Raw genomic sequence first — 14,191 nt, forward strand, 5'->3', positions numbered from 1 at the left:
TTCTGGTACCACGGTCCGTACTCGGCCTCGCCGCGACGGGCGACCTCTTCGACGAGCGCGCGGATCGGGGCGAGCCCCGGAGACGGGTGCCGGCGCTGCAGTACCGATCCGCACGCACACCGAAGGTCCCGGTCGGCCGATGAACGGCCGGCCGGGACCTCGGGCTCAGCGGAGGTCGAACCGGTCGAGGTTCATCACCTTGTCCCACGCTGCCACGAAGTCGCGCGTGAACTTCTCTCCCGCGTCCTCGGACGCGTACACCTCCGAGACGGCACGGAGCTGGGAGTGCGAACCGAAGATGAGGTCGACGGCGGTGGCGGTCCACCTGACCTCGCCCGTGGCGCCATCCCGGCCTTCGAACACGTTCTCGTCCGAAGCCGACGCCTTCCACTCCGTGCCCATGTCGAGCAGGTTGACGAAGAAGTCGTTGGTCAATGTCTCCGGCCGGTGGGTGAACACGCCGTGCGGGGATCGTCCCAAGCCGGTGTTCAGGGCCCGCATGCCGCCGATCAGAACCGTCATCTCGGGAGCGGTCAGTGTCAACAGGTTGGCGCGGTCCAGGAGGAGAGTCTCCGGCGACAGCTTCTCTCCCGCCCGGAGGTAGTTGCGGAACGCGTCCGCCCTGGGTTCGAGCACGGCGAACGACTCCACGTCCGTCTGCTCCTGCGAGGCGTCCGTGCGCCCCGGTGCGAACGGGACTGTGATGTCGTGCCCGGCGTTCTTCGCAGCTTGCTCGACGGCCGCGCACCCGCCCAGGACGATCAGGTCGGCGAGTGAAACCTTCGTTCCGCCGGCCTGTGAACCGTTGAAGTCCTGCTGGATCCGCTCAAGGGTCTGCAGCACCTCAGCCACCTCGGGCAGGTCGTTGACCTCCCAGTCCCTTTGCGGCGCGAGCCGAATCCGCGCCCCGTTGGCCCCACCACGCTTGTCGGTGCCGCGGAAGCTCGCCGCCGCCGCCCAAGCGGTGGTGGCCAGCTGGGAGACGGACAGTCCCGAGGCGAGGATCCTGCCCTTGAGGGCGGCGACGTCCTCGTCCGTGACGAGTTCGTGATCGACCTCGGGGACGGGGTCCTGCCACAGCTGCGGCTCGGGAATCCACGGGCCGAGGTAACGCGAGAGGGGTCCCATGTCGCGGTGCAGCAGCTTGTACCACGCCTTGGCGAACGCTACCGCGAGCTTGTCCGGGTTCTCGTGGAAGCTCTTCGCGATCGGCCCGTAGACCGGGTCCAACTTCAGCGACAGATCCGTCGTCAGCATCATGGGAGCGTGCCGCTTCGACGCATCGTGAGCATCAGGCACGGTGCCCCTGGCCGAGGGATCCTTGGGGGTCCACTGCTTCGCACCGGCGGGGCTCGTCGTCAGCTCCCAGTCGTACCCGAACAGGTTGTCCAGGTACCCGTTGTCCCACCTCGTCGGCTCGGTGGTCCATGCGCCCTCGAGCCCACTGGTGAGCGCGTCCGCGCCTTTGCCGCTGCCGTACGCGTTCCTCCAGCCGAGGCCCTGCTGCTCGATGGGGCTGGCCTCGGGTTCCGGGCCGATGTACTCGGCATCGACCGCACCGTGACACTTGCCGAACGTATGGCCGCCGACGATGAGCGCAACCGTCTCCTCATCATTCATCGCCATACGCCCGAACGTCTCGCGAATGTCCCTGGCGGCAGCCATCGGATCCGGATTGCCGTTGGGCCCCTCCGGATTGACGTAGATCAGTCCCATCTGCACGGCACCGAAAGGACCGGCGAGATTCCTGTCGCCGCTGTAGCGCTCATCTCCGAGCCATGTGTCCTCCGGCCCCCAGAAGATTTCCTCGGGTTCCCAGATGTCCTCTCGCCCGAAGCCGAACCCGAACGTCTTGAACCCCATCGATTCCATGGCACAGTTGCCGGCGAAGACCAGAAGATCGGCCCAGGAGATTTTGCGGCCGTACTTCTGCTTGACCGGCCAGAGCAAACGGCGCGCCTTGTCGAGGCTTGCGTTGTCCGGCCAGCTGTTGAGGGGGGCGAAGCGCTGAGCGCCGGAGCCGCCACCGCCCCGGCCATCGGCGATACGGTACGTTCCCGCGGCATGCCAACTCATCCGGATGAAAAGCGGCCCGTAGTGGCCGTAGTCGGCAGGCCACCAGTCCTGCGACGTCGTCATCACCTCGAAGACGTCCTGCTTCAGCGCGTCGAGGTCGAGGGTCGTGAACTCTTCTGCGTAGTTGAAGTCCTCACCCATCGGATTGGACTGAGGCGAGTGCTGGTGGAGAACCTGAAGGTCCAGCTGATTCGGCCACCAGTCCCGGTTCGTTTTGGGGCGAGTCGGCGTGGGGGCCGGGGAGGGGATTGCTGGGTTCTCGCTTTCGCTGCCGGACACGTCCGTCCTTCTTCCTGTCTTGGTGTTTCCTTCTGCTGAATGCCTGCTCATGACTGTGCCTGTGTCGGCGTCCGTATGGTCGCGCACCGCAGACCGCACCGCTACGAGAACACGCAGGGCACCCCCTGCAACAAGAACTCAAAAGCCCAAAGTCGTTCGAGGCCTGACGCCGGCACAATGGTTGACGACTCCCCGGCCTCTGAACCATGTGAGAGCACGCGGCTTTTTCTTATCATCGTGCTCGCCCCGCTGACGTGAGAAGCGGAAGCGAAAAGTAATACGCCGGCCTGGGAGGTAATAGAGGGCTCGGTGTCGTGGGCTCCCTGAGGGGGCGCCGGCCGGACGACTCGTTGTGAGGCATGGAGGAGGCACGGAGATCGAGGAACTCGCGCATGGCAGCACCCCGTTGTCGACTGCGGTGCAGCTGACGCAGCCCCGAGAACACCGGCGCGAAGGGGCGCACGGCCCGGGCCAGCGCCCCCTTCCGAGCTCAGAGCCCGGCGACTTTGGCGTTCGCCGACAGCTCGTAGACCAGGGTGACCGTGCGGCGGCTGCCGGGTGGGAGGCTGATGTCCCAGGCGGCGATGCCTTCGGCGTCGACCACGTCGGGCACCGGGGAGCAGGCTTCCTTGCACAGGCGTGTTTTCACCGCCGAGACCTCGGAGACCGGCATCCGCTCCCGCAGGACGACCACCCGTTCGTCGTGCTCTCCGGGAGCAGAGAACCGGGACAGGTGCAGCCGTACCGTGCGGGTGACCACGGTACGCTGGGTGATTCCGGCGGAGTCGCGGGACTCCTCGGCGTACCGGACAACCCGATAGTCGTCGCAGCTGCCGAAGGCGAGCTCGACGGGAGCGCCGGGCGCGCTGAAGTCCAGCGTGCCGCGGCCGGCGAATCCGCTGCCGCGGACCAGGTCCACCGGCCCGGCGAGCAGCGCATGGCCGGACAGGTTGTCGAACCGCACCACCTGGGTGACCAGTGGAGACAGCTCGGGTGAGCAGGCGTACTCGCTGCTCGCGGCCGCGGTGAAGACGGAGAGCGGCACCCGGTGAGCGCGGCCGTCTCCGGGCACGGCGACCGGCGCGGGGGAGCTCAGCACCCGCGCCTCGCCGCCGTCGTCCACCCCTGGCAGGCCCAGCACGGTGGCGGGGCCGAGGTCGCCGATCTCCTCCTCGCGCAGCTCGACGTCGACCGTGCGGCGCTCCGCAGCGGAGCGGTCCTTGAGCGTCAGCCGGTCCTCGCCCAGCCGCGGGGGATCGGTGGCCAGCGCCGACCGTGCCGTCGACAACGTCAGGCGTACGTCCGACCAGTCCTCGCCGGTGCGCTGCCAGACCATCGCGTCGGTCTCCAGCGTCAGGGAGTCCCCGTCGAGCACGGCCCGGTAGGCGGGCCGCCAGAGCGCACACGGGGTGAGGTGGCTCAGGCGCAGCCCGGCCGGCCCGGCGACAGCGGCCTCCACCGTCAGCTCGATATGGCCGACCAGCTGGGCGGGCTCCGCCTCGGAGAGATCCATGGCTTGCTGGACCTCAACGAGTTCGGGGGCGAGGGCGGCCAGCCGGGCCTCGATCGTGCGGAGTTGCTCGCCGCACGAGTCGCGCTCCTCGTCCACCCGGTCCAGTTCGCGGGCCCATCGGGGCCCTTCGGTCTCCCCGGAGCCGGCTCCTTCGCCGATCTCCCGCAGCAGATCGGCGGCGAGACGGCCGAGCAGGTCGAGGCGGGCATGCAGCCGATCGCGTTGCTGCCCTAGGACGAGCCGCTCCTCTTCGAGGGTGTGCACGCGGTGGCGCAGCGCCGAGTCGTCGTCGGTCGACGGCAGCGGCCCGCGCGGCGTCCAGCTGCGGACGATCCGCACATCGAGCACGGTCGCGGGGTGATCGGCGGCCAGCTCGGCGTGAAGGGTACGGTCGACGGCCAGCGCACTGACCGGCCCGAGACGCAGCCGCTGCACCCCGGCCTCCAGGTCGAGCACGACGGCGCGCTCGATGTGGGCGCGATCCTCCAGGCAGGTGACGGCGGTGACGGGAAGGGCGATCGGCTTCGGGGCCGTGGACATGGCGTGTGTCAGCTCCTGCGGTTGCCGCCGACCAGAGTCTTGCCGGCCGGGATGCGGATCTCGTAGCCGCCGTCGAGGGCGGCGGTGCCGCCGGCGGGCAGGTCCACCCGCCAGACGCGGGTGCCCGGGGCATGGTGTCCGGGCCCCGCGTCGTCCTCGGGTGCCGTCCAGTCGGCTCGTTCCTCGACCCGGACCTCGGGTTCGTAGGTGACCGGGACCCGCTCGTGCACCTCGACCATGACGGGCCTCGCGAGCCGGTTGGCCAGCTCCACATGGACGCGGTGGTCCAGCACAGTGGTGTTGTTGCGCAGGCCCGCGGTCGACTCGTGGAGGTTCGTACGGCGGGTGACCCGGATGCCCTCGGCCGGCCCGAGCCCCACCCGGCGGACACCGCCGGGGGCCAGCGTGGGCAGTGCGGCGGTCAGCAGGAAGTCGTCGCCGATGGTGACCTCCACCGGGCCGGCCAGCAGAGCCTGGTCGGTGGCATTGGAGAGCACCAACGTCGCGTACACGGTCTGCTCCACGGACGGCACGCACACGTACTCGGTGCGCAGGCCGACCGGGATCTCGCCGACGGTGATGGTGTGCCAGGTGCCGTCCGACGGAATGTCGGCCCGCGCGGCGGCATCGAAGCGGTGGTCGAAGGAGTCCGCCGACTCACGGGGCCGCACGGCGTGTCCGGGAAGCGGCAGTGCGGCCACCGCTTCGGCGCGGCGGCGGTACTCGGCAGCCACCGGGTCGCAAGGAGACCGGGGAAACAGCCGGCCTCTGCGACCGCCCTGCTCGTCGGGGCCGCACAGGACGAGGGCGGCGTAGTCGAGTTCGGCGCCGCTCGGCTGCGGCGGACCGGCTGCAGGTGCCGGAAGCGGTGGCGGCGCAGCACTGCCAGGAGCCGCAGGTGCCGGAAGTGGTGGCGGCGCTGCACTGCCAGGAGCCGCAGGTGCCGGAAGTGGTGGCGGCGCTGCACTGCCAGGAGCCGCGGGTGCCATGGCGGCGGGGACCGCGAAAGACCTGCCGCCGGTACCCGGCCTGCCGGCGGGTCGCGACCGGGCCCGCCGCGCTGGATCGGTCGTCCCGTCGGCGAAGACCTCAGGGGAGGCGCCGGGTGCGCCACCGGGCACCGGGATCGCAACGGGCGGCCCGCCGTAGGCCTGCGGTGGCGGTGGCGGTGGCGGTGGCGGTGGCGGTGGCAGTGGCGGAACGGGGCCGGCCGCGGAACCGCCCGCGGCAGCCACGGGCGCGGAGCCGGCGCCGACAACCGCTGGTGCCGCGGTCGTGGCAGGGCGAGGGCCTGCCGAGTCGTACCCGGCGAACAGGTCGGCGAGCCCCGCCGGAGGCTCGCGCCAGCCGGAAGGTGTGGGGGCGGGCTGACGGCGTCCGATCCGGATCGAGCGGAGCCTCGGCAGGTCGGTGCGGCGCCGCAGGTCGGCGGTGGCCAAGGCGATGCGCACGCCGGTCCAGTCCTCGCCGGTGCGCTGGGCGACCGAAGCGCGCAGCACCAGACGGCCGCTGCCGTCGCCCTGACGCTGGGTGAGACGGTAGGCGGGCACCCAGACGGCGCCCGGCACCCCGTACTCCAGCTCCAGCTCCACTTCCGCGTCACTGGTGCCGTCGAGGGTCAGGACCGCGGAGACCGTGGTCTCCACGTGCGCCGACGGTGCGTCGGTGGAGGCGCGGGCGAGCTTGTCCGCGGCGACGGTGAGCTCGTGCTCGACGCGGCGCAGGGCCTCCTCCAGCTCGGTGAGGCGCATATGCAGTCCTGTCAGCCGCTCGTCGACGAAGTCGGCGAGCATCAGCCACGCGTCGACCGGGGTGCGGCGGTGCGGGTCGTCGCGCCTGCGAGCCGGCGGGACCGGGTGCAGGGCCCTGACCTCCTCGATCAGGCTCAGCTGCCGGTCCCGGCGTCCCTGCGCCGCCGCGTACTCGTCGCGCAGCCGATCCACCTCGCGTCGCAAGTCGTCGGGCGTGCCGGGGCCGAGAGGCTCGGCCTCGACCTCCACCCGGGCCGCGGTGACGCGCACCTCGGGGGTGCGAAGGACACAGGCCCGCAGTGAGCCGGGGTCCAGCGAGCGGGGCAGTCCCGTCACCCTCACCCGGCCGTCCGGCGGCACGCTGCCCCGGGCCAGGCGGCGGCAGAGCGCGCCCTGCGCGTACACCACGACCGAATCGAGGGTCGACCCCCACCTCTGTGCCGTCTCAGCCGTCATGTGCTCCCGCCCCCCGCCGCGTCGTGCTGAGCGAAGCCTACGCCCGAGCGGTCGGCGCATCCGCGTCGACGCCCGATGTCAGGGGCCCGTCGTACGGCGGGGCATGAGCGCCACCATGCGGCCGAGTGCGTCATCAATCGCCGCAAGAGACACCGGGCGGTTGCCACTCGCTACGGGAAACTCGCCGTCCGCCACGAAGCGGCCGTCCTCGTCGTGGCCATCAACGAGTGGCTGTGACCAGCACATTCGCTACATGGTTCAGGCCACGTGCCGCACCCGCAGGCTGTTCACCGCACGTCGCAGCTTGGCCGTGCGCTTCGCGAGCCCGGCCGCCTCGGGGCCCTGCGCGTTGCGCAGTTGCAGCTCGATCTGGGCGAGCTCTTCGGCGATCTCCGCCAGCCGGTCGTCCGGTCCCGCCGCCTCCACGGGCGTCCGGTCGGTCACCAGAAGCCGCCGCAACTGCTCTGCCTGCATCGCCAGCTGGCGGTTCTTGCGGTCCAGGTCCAGGAAGACGCTCACTTTGGTGCGCAGCACCCAGGGGTCGAACGGCTTGGTGAGGAAGTCGGCGGCGCCGATCGCGTACCCCCGGTAGGCGTAGTCCGTGTCGGCGTCGGTCCCGGTCAGCAGGATGATGGGCACGTCCTTGGTCTGGTCGAGGCGCTTGATGTTGGCGGCGGTCTCGAAGCCGTCCATGCCGGGCATCAGGACGTCGAGCAGTACGACGGCGAAGTCCTGGCGCAGCATCGCCTTCAGCGCCTCCTCCCCGGAGGAGGCGCGTACCAACTGCTGGTGGAGGGGGCCGAGTACGGCCTCCAGCGCGATGAGGTTCTCCTCCATGTCGTCGACGAGGAGGATGCTGCACTTGTCAGGGGCGGTGGTGGTCATGGCCTCTGCCTCGGCGATTCTCGTCATCGTCATGGTCATCGCCACGACCTTCGGCTTCGGCGATCGTGGTCCGTGCCTCGGCGGTTTCCGGACGGGGATGCTGCACCTGCACCTGCTCAGGTTCGCGCGCCGGATCCGGCTTCGGCGCCGAGGGCGCGCCCTGCGGGTCGAGCAGGTCGCAGATGACCGACAGCAGGTGGTCGATGTCCACGGGCTTGGGTACGTAGTCGGAGGCGCCGCTGTCGATCGCCTTGGCGCGGTCTCCCGGCATGGCCTTGGCGGTCAGCGCGATGATCGGCAGATGGGCGAGGCGGGGGGTGCCGCGGATGGCTCGCATCGTCTCGTAGCCATCCATCTCGGGCATCATGATGTCCATCAGGACCAGCGACACATCGGGGAACCGCTGCAGAACCTCGAGGCCCTCGCGGCCGTTCTCCGCGTACTTCACCGTGATACCGACGCGGCCCAGCACATGTGTGAGCGCGAAGACGTTACGGATGTCGTCGTCGACGATGAGGATGAGGCGTCCGGCCAGCACCCGGCCGGGGCGTCCGCTCAGCCACTCCTTGAGCCGTGTCGTATCCGGCCAGGCGTCCTCCCGGACCTCCGCGGGCGCCACGGTGCCCCAGCCGACCAGACTGTCCGGACTGCCGATCACGGTGTCCGGCCCATAGTCGGCGGCGGCCCGCTCCGGCTCCGGCTGCATGGGGAGCGTGGGCCGCATGGGGAGCGTGGGCGGAGGAGGAGCCGGGGCAGCCGCGGCAGCCGGGGCAGATTCGAGCTCGGGGGGAGTGGCAGGGGGGCCCGTGACCCGCAGTGCCGCCGCTTCCGGCGTGGCCGCGGCGCCGGGGTAGCGTGCCGGAATGTAGAGGGTGAACCGGGAGCCGACCCCCAGCTCGCTCTCGGCGACGATCCGGCCGCCGAGCATCCCGGCGATCTCCCGGCTGATGGACAGGCCGAGACCCGTACCGCCGTACTTGCGGCTGGTGGTGCCGTCGGACTGCTGGAACGCTTCGAAGACCACCGGAAGCTTCTCGGGCGGAATGCCGATTCCGGTGTCCTTGACCGAGAAGGCGACGACGTCCTCCGCCCTCTTCAGCGTCTCCTCCTCGAAGCGTTCCCCCGACACCCGGTCGACACGGAGCTCCACGCCACCGGAGGTGGTGAACTTCACCGCGTTGGACAGCAGATTGCGCAGGATCTGCTGGAGCCGCTGTTCGTCGGAGAACAGCTCCCGTGGCACGTCGTCGGCCACCGCGATCTCGAAGCTCAGCCCGCGGTCCACGGTCAGCGGGTGGAACGTGGCGTGCACGTAGTCGAGCAGCTTGTTCAGCGGCAGCTGCTTCGGGTGCACGTCCATCCGGCCCGCCTCGATCTTGGACAGGTCGAGGATGTCGCTGATCAGCTGGAGCAGGTCGGATCCCGCGCGGTGGATGGTGGCGGCGAACTGCACTTCCTGCTCGGACAGATGACTGTCGGGGTTGTCGGCGAGGAGCCGCGCCAGGATCAGCAGCGAGTTGAGCGGAGTGCGCAGCTCGTGCGACATGTTCGCCAGGAACTCCGACTTGTACTGCGAGGCGGTCGCGAGCAGCGCCGCCTTCTCCTCCAGCTCGGCATTGGAGCGCTGCAGCTCGTCGGAGCGCATCCGCAGCTCGGCGGTGAGCCGCTGCGACTCCGACAGCAGCGACTCCGTACGGGAGTTGGCGATGATGGTGTTGATCGACACACCGATGGTGTTGGCGAACTGGTCGATGAAGGCCAGGTGTACGTCGCTGAACCTGCTGAGCGAGGCCAGCTCGATCACTCCGAGTACCTTGTCCTCGAAGAGGATCGGCAGGATCACGACGCTGTGCGGGAGCGCCGAGCCGAGCCCGGAGTTGATGGTGATGTAGTCCGGCGGGGCGTCCGTGATGATGATGCGCTGCTTCTCCTGGGCGGCCTGGGCGATGAGGCCGCGGCCCGGGGTGCCGGTTCCGGGGAGCGGTCCGCGGCCGCCGGCCTGGTCGGTGCCGTACCCGGCGATGAATTCCAGGCCCGCGCCGGGCAGTGCACCGGCCTCGGACAGGAAGAACGCGCCGAACTGCGCGTTCACCAGCGGCGTCAGCTCGCGCAGGATCAGGTCGGCGACCTCCACCAGGTCGCGGTGGCCCTGCATCAGAGCGGCCATACGGGTGAGGTTGGACTCGAGCCAGTCCTTGGCACGGGTGGTCTCGCGGAGGTTGGCCACCATGAGGTTGACGTTGTTCTTCAGCTCGGCGACCTCGCCCTGCGCCTCGACCGCGATGGAGCGGGACATGTCGCCCTGGGTGACCGCGCTGGCCACCTCGGCGATGGCGCGCACCTGGGTGGTCAGGTTCAGGGCCAGCTCGTTGACGTTCGTGGTGAGCCGCTTCCACGTCCCGTAGACGCCCTCGACGCGGGCCTGGCCGCCCAGCTGCCCTTCGCTGCCGACCTCGCGGGCGACGCGGGTGACCTCGGAGGCGAACGAGGACAGTGTGTCCACCATCGTGTTGATGGTCGTCTTCAGTTCCAGGATCTCGCCGCGTGCGTCGACGTCGATCTTCTTCGACAGGTCGCCCTGGGCGACGGCGGTGGCGACCTGGGCGATGTTGCGTACCTGGGAGGTGAGGTTGTCGGCCATGAAGTTGACGTTGTCGGTGAGGTCTTTCCAGACGCCGGAGACGCCGCGGACCTGGGCGCGGCCGCCGAGCCGGCCTTCGGTGCCGACCTCGCGGGCGACGCGGGTGACTTCGTCGGCGAACGCCCGCAGCTGGTCGACCATCGTGTTGATGGTGTCCTTCAGTTCCAGGATCTCGCCGCGTGCGTCGACCGTGATCTTCTTCGACAGGTCACCGTCGGCGACGGCCGTGGTCACCTGCGCGATGTTGCGTACTTGGGAAGTCAGGTTCAACGCCATGAAGTTGACGTTGTCGGTCAGCTCCTTCCAGACGCCCGAGACGCCGCGGACCTGCGCCTGGCCGCCCAGGTTCCCCTCGGTGCCGACCTCGCGGGCGACGCGGGTGACTTCGTCGGCGAACGCGGACAACTGGTCGACCATCGTGTTGATCGTCGACTTCAGCTCCAGGATCTCGCCCTTAGCCTCCACGGTGATCGTCTTGCTGAGGTTGCCCTGGGCGACGGCGGTGGCGACCTGGGCGATGTTGCGTACCTGGGAGGTGAGGTTGTCGGCCATGAAGTTGACGTTGTCGGTGAGGTCCTTCCAGACGCCGGAGACGCCGCGGACCTGGGCGCGGCCGCCGAGCCGGCCTTCGGTGCCGACGTCGCGGGCGACGCGGGTGACTTCGTCGGCGAACGCGGACAGCTGGTCGACCATCGTGTTCACGGTGCTCTTGAGCTGCAGGATCTCGCCGCGTGCGTCGACCGTGATCTTCTGGCTCAGATCGCCGTTGGCGACGGCCGTGGTCACCTGGGCGATGTTGCGTACCTGGGAGGTCAGGTTCGAGGCCATGAAGTTGACGTTGTCGGTCAGGTCCTTCCACACCCCGGAGACGCCCGGTACCTGGGCCCGGCCGCCCAGCTGCCCCTCGGTGCCGACCTCGCGGGACACCCGGGTCACCTCGTCGGCGAACGCCCGCAGCTGGTCGACCATCGTGTTCACGGTGAGCTTCAGCTCCAGCAGCTCGCCGGTCGCCTCGACCGTCACCTGCTGGGTCAGATCGCCGCGCGCCACCGCGGTGGTCACGACCGCGATGTCGCGGACCTGCGCCGTCAGCCGCGAGGCCATCGTGTTGACGGCCTCCGTCACGTCACGCCAGTCGCCCGACAGGCCCTGCACCTTGGCGCGCCCGCCCAGTCGGCCCTCGGTGCCGACCTCACGGGCGACCCGGGTCACCTCGCCGGTGAACAGCGACAGCTGGTCCACCATCCGGTTCACGCCGCGCCCCAGACGTCGCAGGTCGCCGCGGAGCTGGCGGGTCTCGTGGTGCAGCTCGACCCGCTGGGTCAGATCGCCGTCCGCGACCGCGTCCAGCACGCGCGTCGCGTTCCCGACCGGTACGACCAGCGCTTCGAGCAGGGAATTGGTGGCGTCCACGCTGGTGGTCCAGGCGCCCTGTCCGGGGCTCGCCGCGATCCGCTCGTCCAGCCGGCCCTGCCGGACCACTTCGCGGCGCACCCGCTGAAGTTCCGAGGCCAGATGCGCGTTCCGCGCGACGATCTGGTTGAAGACTCCCGCCATCTCGGCGAGCGGGCCCTCGTGCGATCCCTCCACACGTACGGTGAAATCGCCGTCACACAGAGAGTTCATCGCTGCGAGCAATGGGCGCAATTCGGCCGGGCGCACCCACTGCCCATCGGGGGCGGAGGTCGGTTGGCCTGTGCGGTCAGGTGATTTTTCGAATTCCCCGGACGAGGTGGCGGGGAAGACGGAATCGGGTGCGGCCGGGTCGAGTGCCATGAGCACCCCATTCGCAGAAATCCGTACATATGGGCATCTTGATCGCTTTATTAGGTTACATTGGGTGCTCTGAATGTCGAAGTGATCCAGGGGCCGCACGTGGGGCCGTCCTCCCTTTACCCACGAGAGTCCGTTTCGCGGATGAGGCTCCCCGCGAACGAGATGGCGGCTTCTGCTGCGCGAAAGTTCGTGCGCGCCGCACTCGCCGAATGGGGCTCGCAGGCGCCCTCCGGGCCCTCCGCGCCCCGGCCGCCGGTGATCACCGACCGGCTCGTCGACGACGCCGTGCTTCTCGTCAGCGAACTGGTCACCAACGCGATCATGTACGCCGGCACGGACGTCGAGGTCGCGTGCAGTCTCGAGTCCGGACCCCGCCCCCTCGCCCCCTCCGCAGCGGATGGACCCGCGCCCTCGGGCGTCGTCGTCGAGGTGGTGGACCACAATCCCTCCCGCGCGGTACGCGGCGGGAGGGACGCATGGCGCGAGGGCCGCGGCCGTGGCTTCCAGCTCGTGCGCGCACTGGCCGAATCGTGGGGGGTGATCTACCGGCGCACCGAGAAGTCCGTGTGGTTCCGGCTGGAGACCGCTCGCAGCACGCCGGAGCCCGACGGCCCCGTCAACGCCTCCACCGGCAGCACCTTCGACGACACCGCCGAGGACGCGCTCCAGCGCGAGCCGCGGGCCCCCGGCATACTCCCTCCCTCCCGGCCCCGCCCCCGTCCGGGCCGCACCGCCGAATGGGTCGACCGCGGCGGGCCCACGTTCCTCGCCGAGGCCGGAGAACTCCTCGCCGGGCAGCTGGACGAGGACATGGTCGCCGCGATCGCGGGACAGCTCCTGGTGCCCAGGCTCGCCGACTGGTGCGGGGTGTGGCTGACCACCGAGTCCGGCACCATGCGGCTCTCCCGCGTCTGGCACACGGACGAGCGGTGCATCGGCGCACTGCGCAAGGCGCTCGAGAACGACCCGCCGCCCGCCCGGCTCCCCACGACCGGCATTCCCTGGCCCTGGCCGCAGAACGCGGACGCCGCCGGCGCGGGCGGCGCTGCGCTGCTCTTTCCCCTCGTCGCGAGCGGTTGCTGCCACGGCGCGGTGTTGCTGGGGCGCAAGGGAGTGTCGCAGATGACCGACGGCCTCGTACGGCTCGCGGAAGACGTGGCCCGGCGCGTGGCCCACGCCGTCGCCACGGCCCGCCACTACACCAAGCAGGCCACCATCAGCCGGGCGCTCCAGCGCCGGCAGCTGCCCGGATCCCTCGCCGAGATCCCGGGCATCGACACGGCGATCGTCTACGAGCCGCGAGGCGAGGGCCAGACGGTCGGCGGCGACTTCTACGACCTCTTCCCGATGGGAGACCTCGCAGACCGCCGCTGGTGCTTCCTGCTCGGCGATGTCATGGGCCACGGTGTGGAGGCGATGTCCGTCACCGGCCTCGCCCGGCACCTGGTGCGCCTGCTGGCCCGCGAGGGGCACGGCGTCGAATCACTTCTCGGCAGGTTGAACATCGCACTGACGGAGGAGAGCGTGGAAGCCGTCGCACTCGGCGGCGAGCAGGCGGGGCCACGCTTCCTGAGCCTGCTCTACGGGGAGCTGGAACCCGACCCGGTGGAGGGCGGCGCGCGCTGCACGATCGCCAGTGCCGGGCACCCGCTGCCACTGCTGCTGTCGGCCGACGGCGACGTGGCGCCGGCCGCGGACCCGCAGTTGTTGCTGGGGGTCTCCGAGAGCGCGGAGTTCCGCGCCAACTCCTTCCACCTCGCCCCGGGCGAGACGCTGCTGTGCGTGACCGACGGCGTGACCGAACGCCGACGGGGAAACCGCCAGTTGGACGATGCCGACGGGTTGGCCGAGGTGTTGCGCGGGTGCGTCGGAATGGGTGCGAAGGCCGTGGCGGAGCGGGTGCGGCAGGCCGCGCACGACTTCGACACCAGTCCGATCGACGACGACCTCGCTGTGATGGTGATCGAAGCGACACCGGTGCCTGCGCCGGGGGGCGGGCGGGGCGCGGAGCCGGACGCAGCCCGCCCCAACCGCGGTGCGCAAGCCGGCCCGTACGCAGCCGGGCCCACGGCGTGACGCGCTCACGCGGCTCGGTACGGGCCCGGTCGACCGGGCCCGGCAGCCCGCGGACCGCTGGATGATGAAGGCCTTGACCTCCTCGCCCGGCTGGTATGGGGACTCCGACGACGTGTTCGGCACATGCGTCGTGCTCGATCCGGCTCCCTGTCGTCGACCGCTCAGGGCTGCCTTCTGACGCCTCCTCAGCCGCCCATG

General features: G+C 70.2%; 6 protein-coding genes. 1 reads left to right on the top strand and 5 read right to left on the bottom strand.

The genetic code is table 11. The annotated features are described in order from the left end of the window. Positions 1 to 165 precede the first annotated feature (165 nt). From katG to AC0699_RS27535, 5 genes are all read right to left on the bottom strand, one after another. Positions 166 to 2,406 (bottom strand): catalase/peroxidase HPI, encoded by a 2,241-nt coding sequence (katG, locus tag AC0699_RS27515; RefSeq protein ID WP_478665253.1) that lies wholly within the window; start codon positions 2,404 to 2,406, stop codon positions 166 to 168. Between the two features lie 439 nt (positions 2,407 to 2,845). Next, positions 2,846 to 4,408 carry a mucoidy inhibitor MuiA family protein gene (locus AC0699_RS27520; protein ID WP_478665257.1) on the bottom strand — a complete coding sequence of 521 codons (1,563 nt, stop codon included), beginning with the start codon at positions 4,406 to 4,408 and terminating at the stop codon, positions 2,846 to 2,848. Between the two features lie 8 nt (positions 4,409 to 4,416). Then, positions 4,417 to 6,615 (bottom strand): DUF4139 domain-containing protein, encoded by a 2,199-nt coding sequence (locus AC0699_RS27525; RefSeq protein ID WP_478665260.1) that lies wholly within the window; start codon positions 6,613 to 6,615, stop codon positions 4,417 to 4,419. Positions 6,616 to 6,873: 258 nt separating this feature from the next. After that, a complete protein-coding gene (locus AC0699_RS27530; RefSeq protein ID WP_478665265.1) occupies positions 6,874 to 7,533 on the bottom strand; it encodes a response regulator in 660 nt (219 codons plus the stop codon). After that, entirely contained in the window at positions 7,481 to 11,767 is a 4,287-nt protein-coding gene (locus tag AC0699_RS27535; protein WP_478665268.1) for a HAMP domain-containing protein, read from the bottom strand. Before AC0699_RS27535 ends, AC0699_RS27530 begins: the two co-directional genes overlap by 53 nt. 291 nt (positions 11,768 to 12,058) lie before the next feature. Between AC0699_RS27535 and AC0699_RS27540 the strand changes: the two genes are divergently transcribed. Further along, positions 12,059 to 13,993 (top strand): SpoIIE family protein phosphatase, encoded by a 1,935-nt coding sequence (locus AC0699_RS27540; RefSeq protein WP_478665271.1) that lies wholly within the window; start codon positions 12,059 to 12,061, stop codon positions 13,991 to 13,993. The last annotated feature ends 198 nt before the right edge of the window (positions 13,994 to 14,191 follow it).

It is taken from the genome of Streptomyces sp. NPDC043870 (assembly GCF_056435785.1).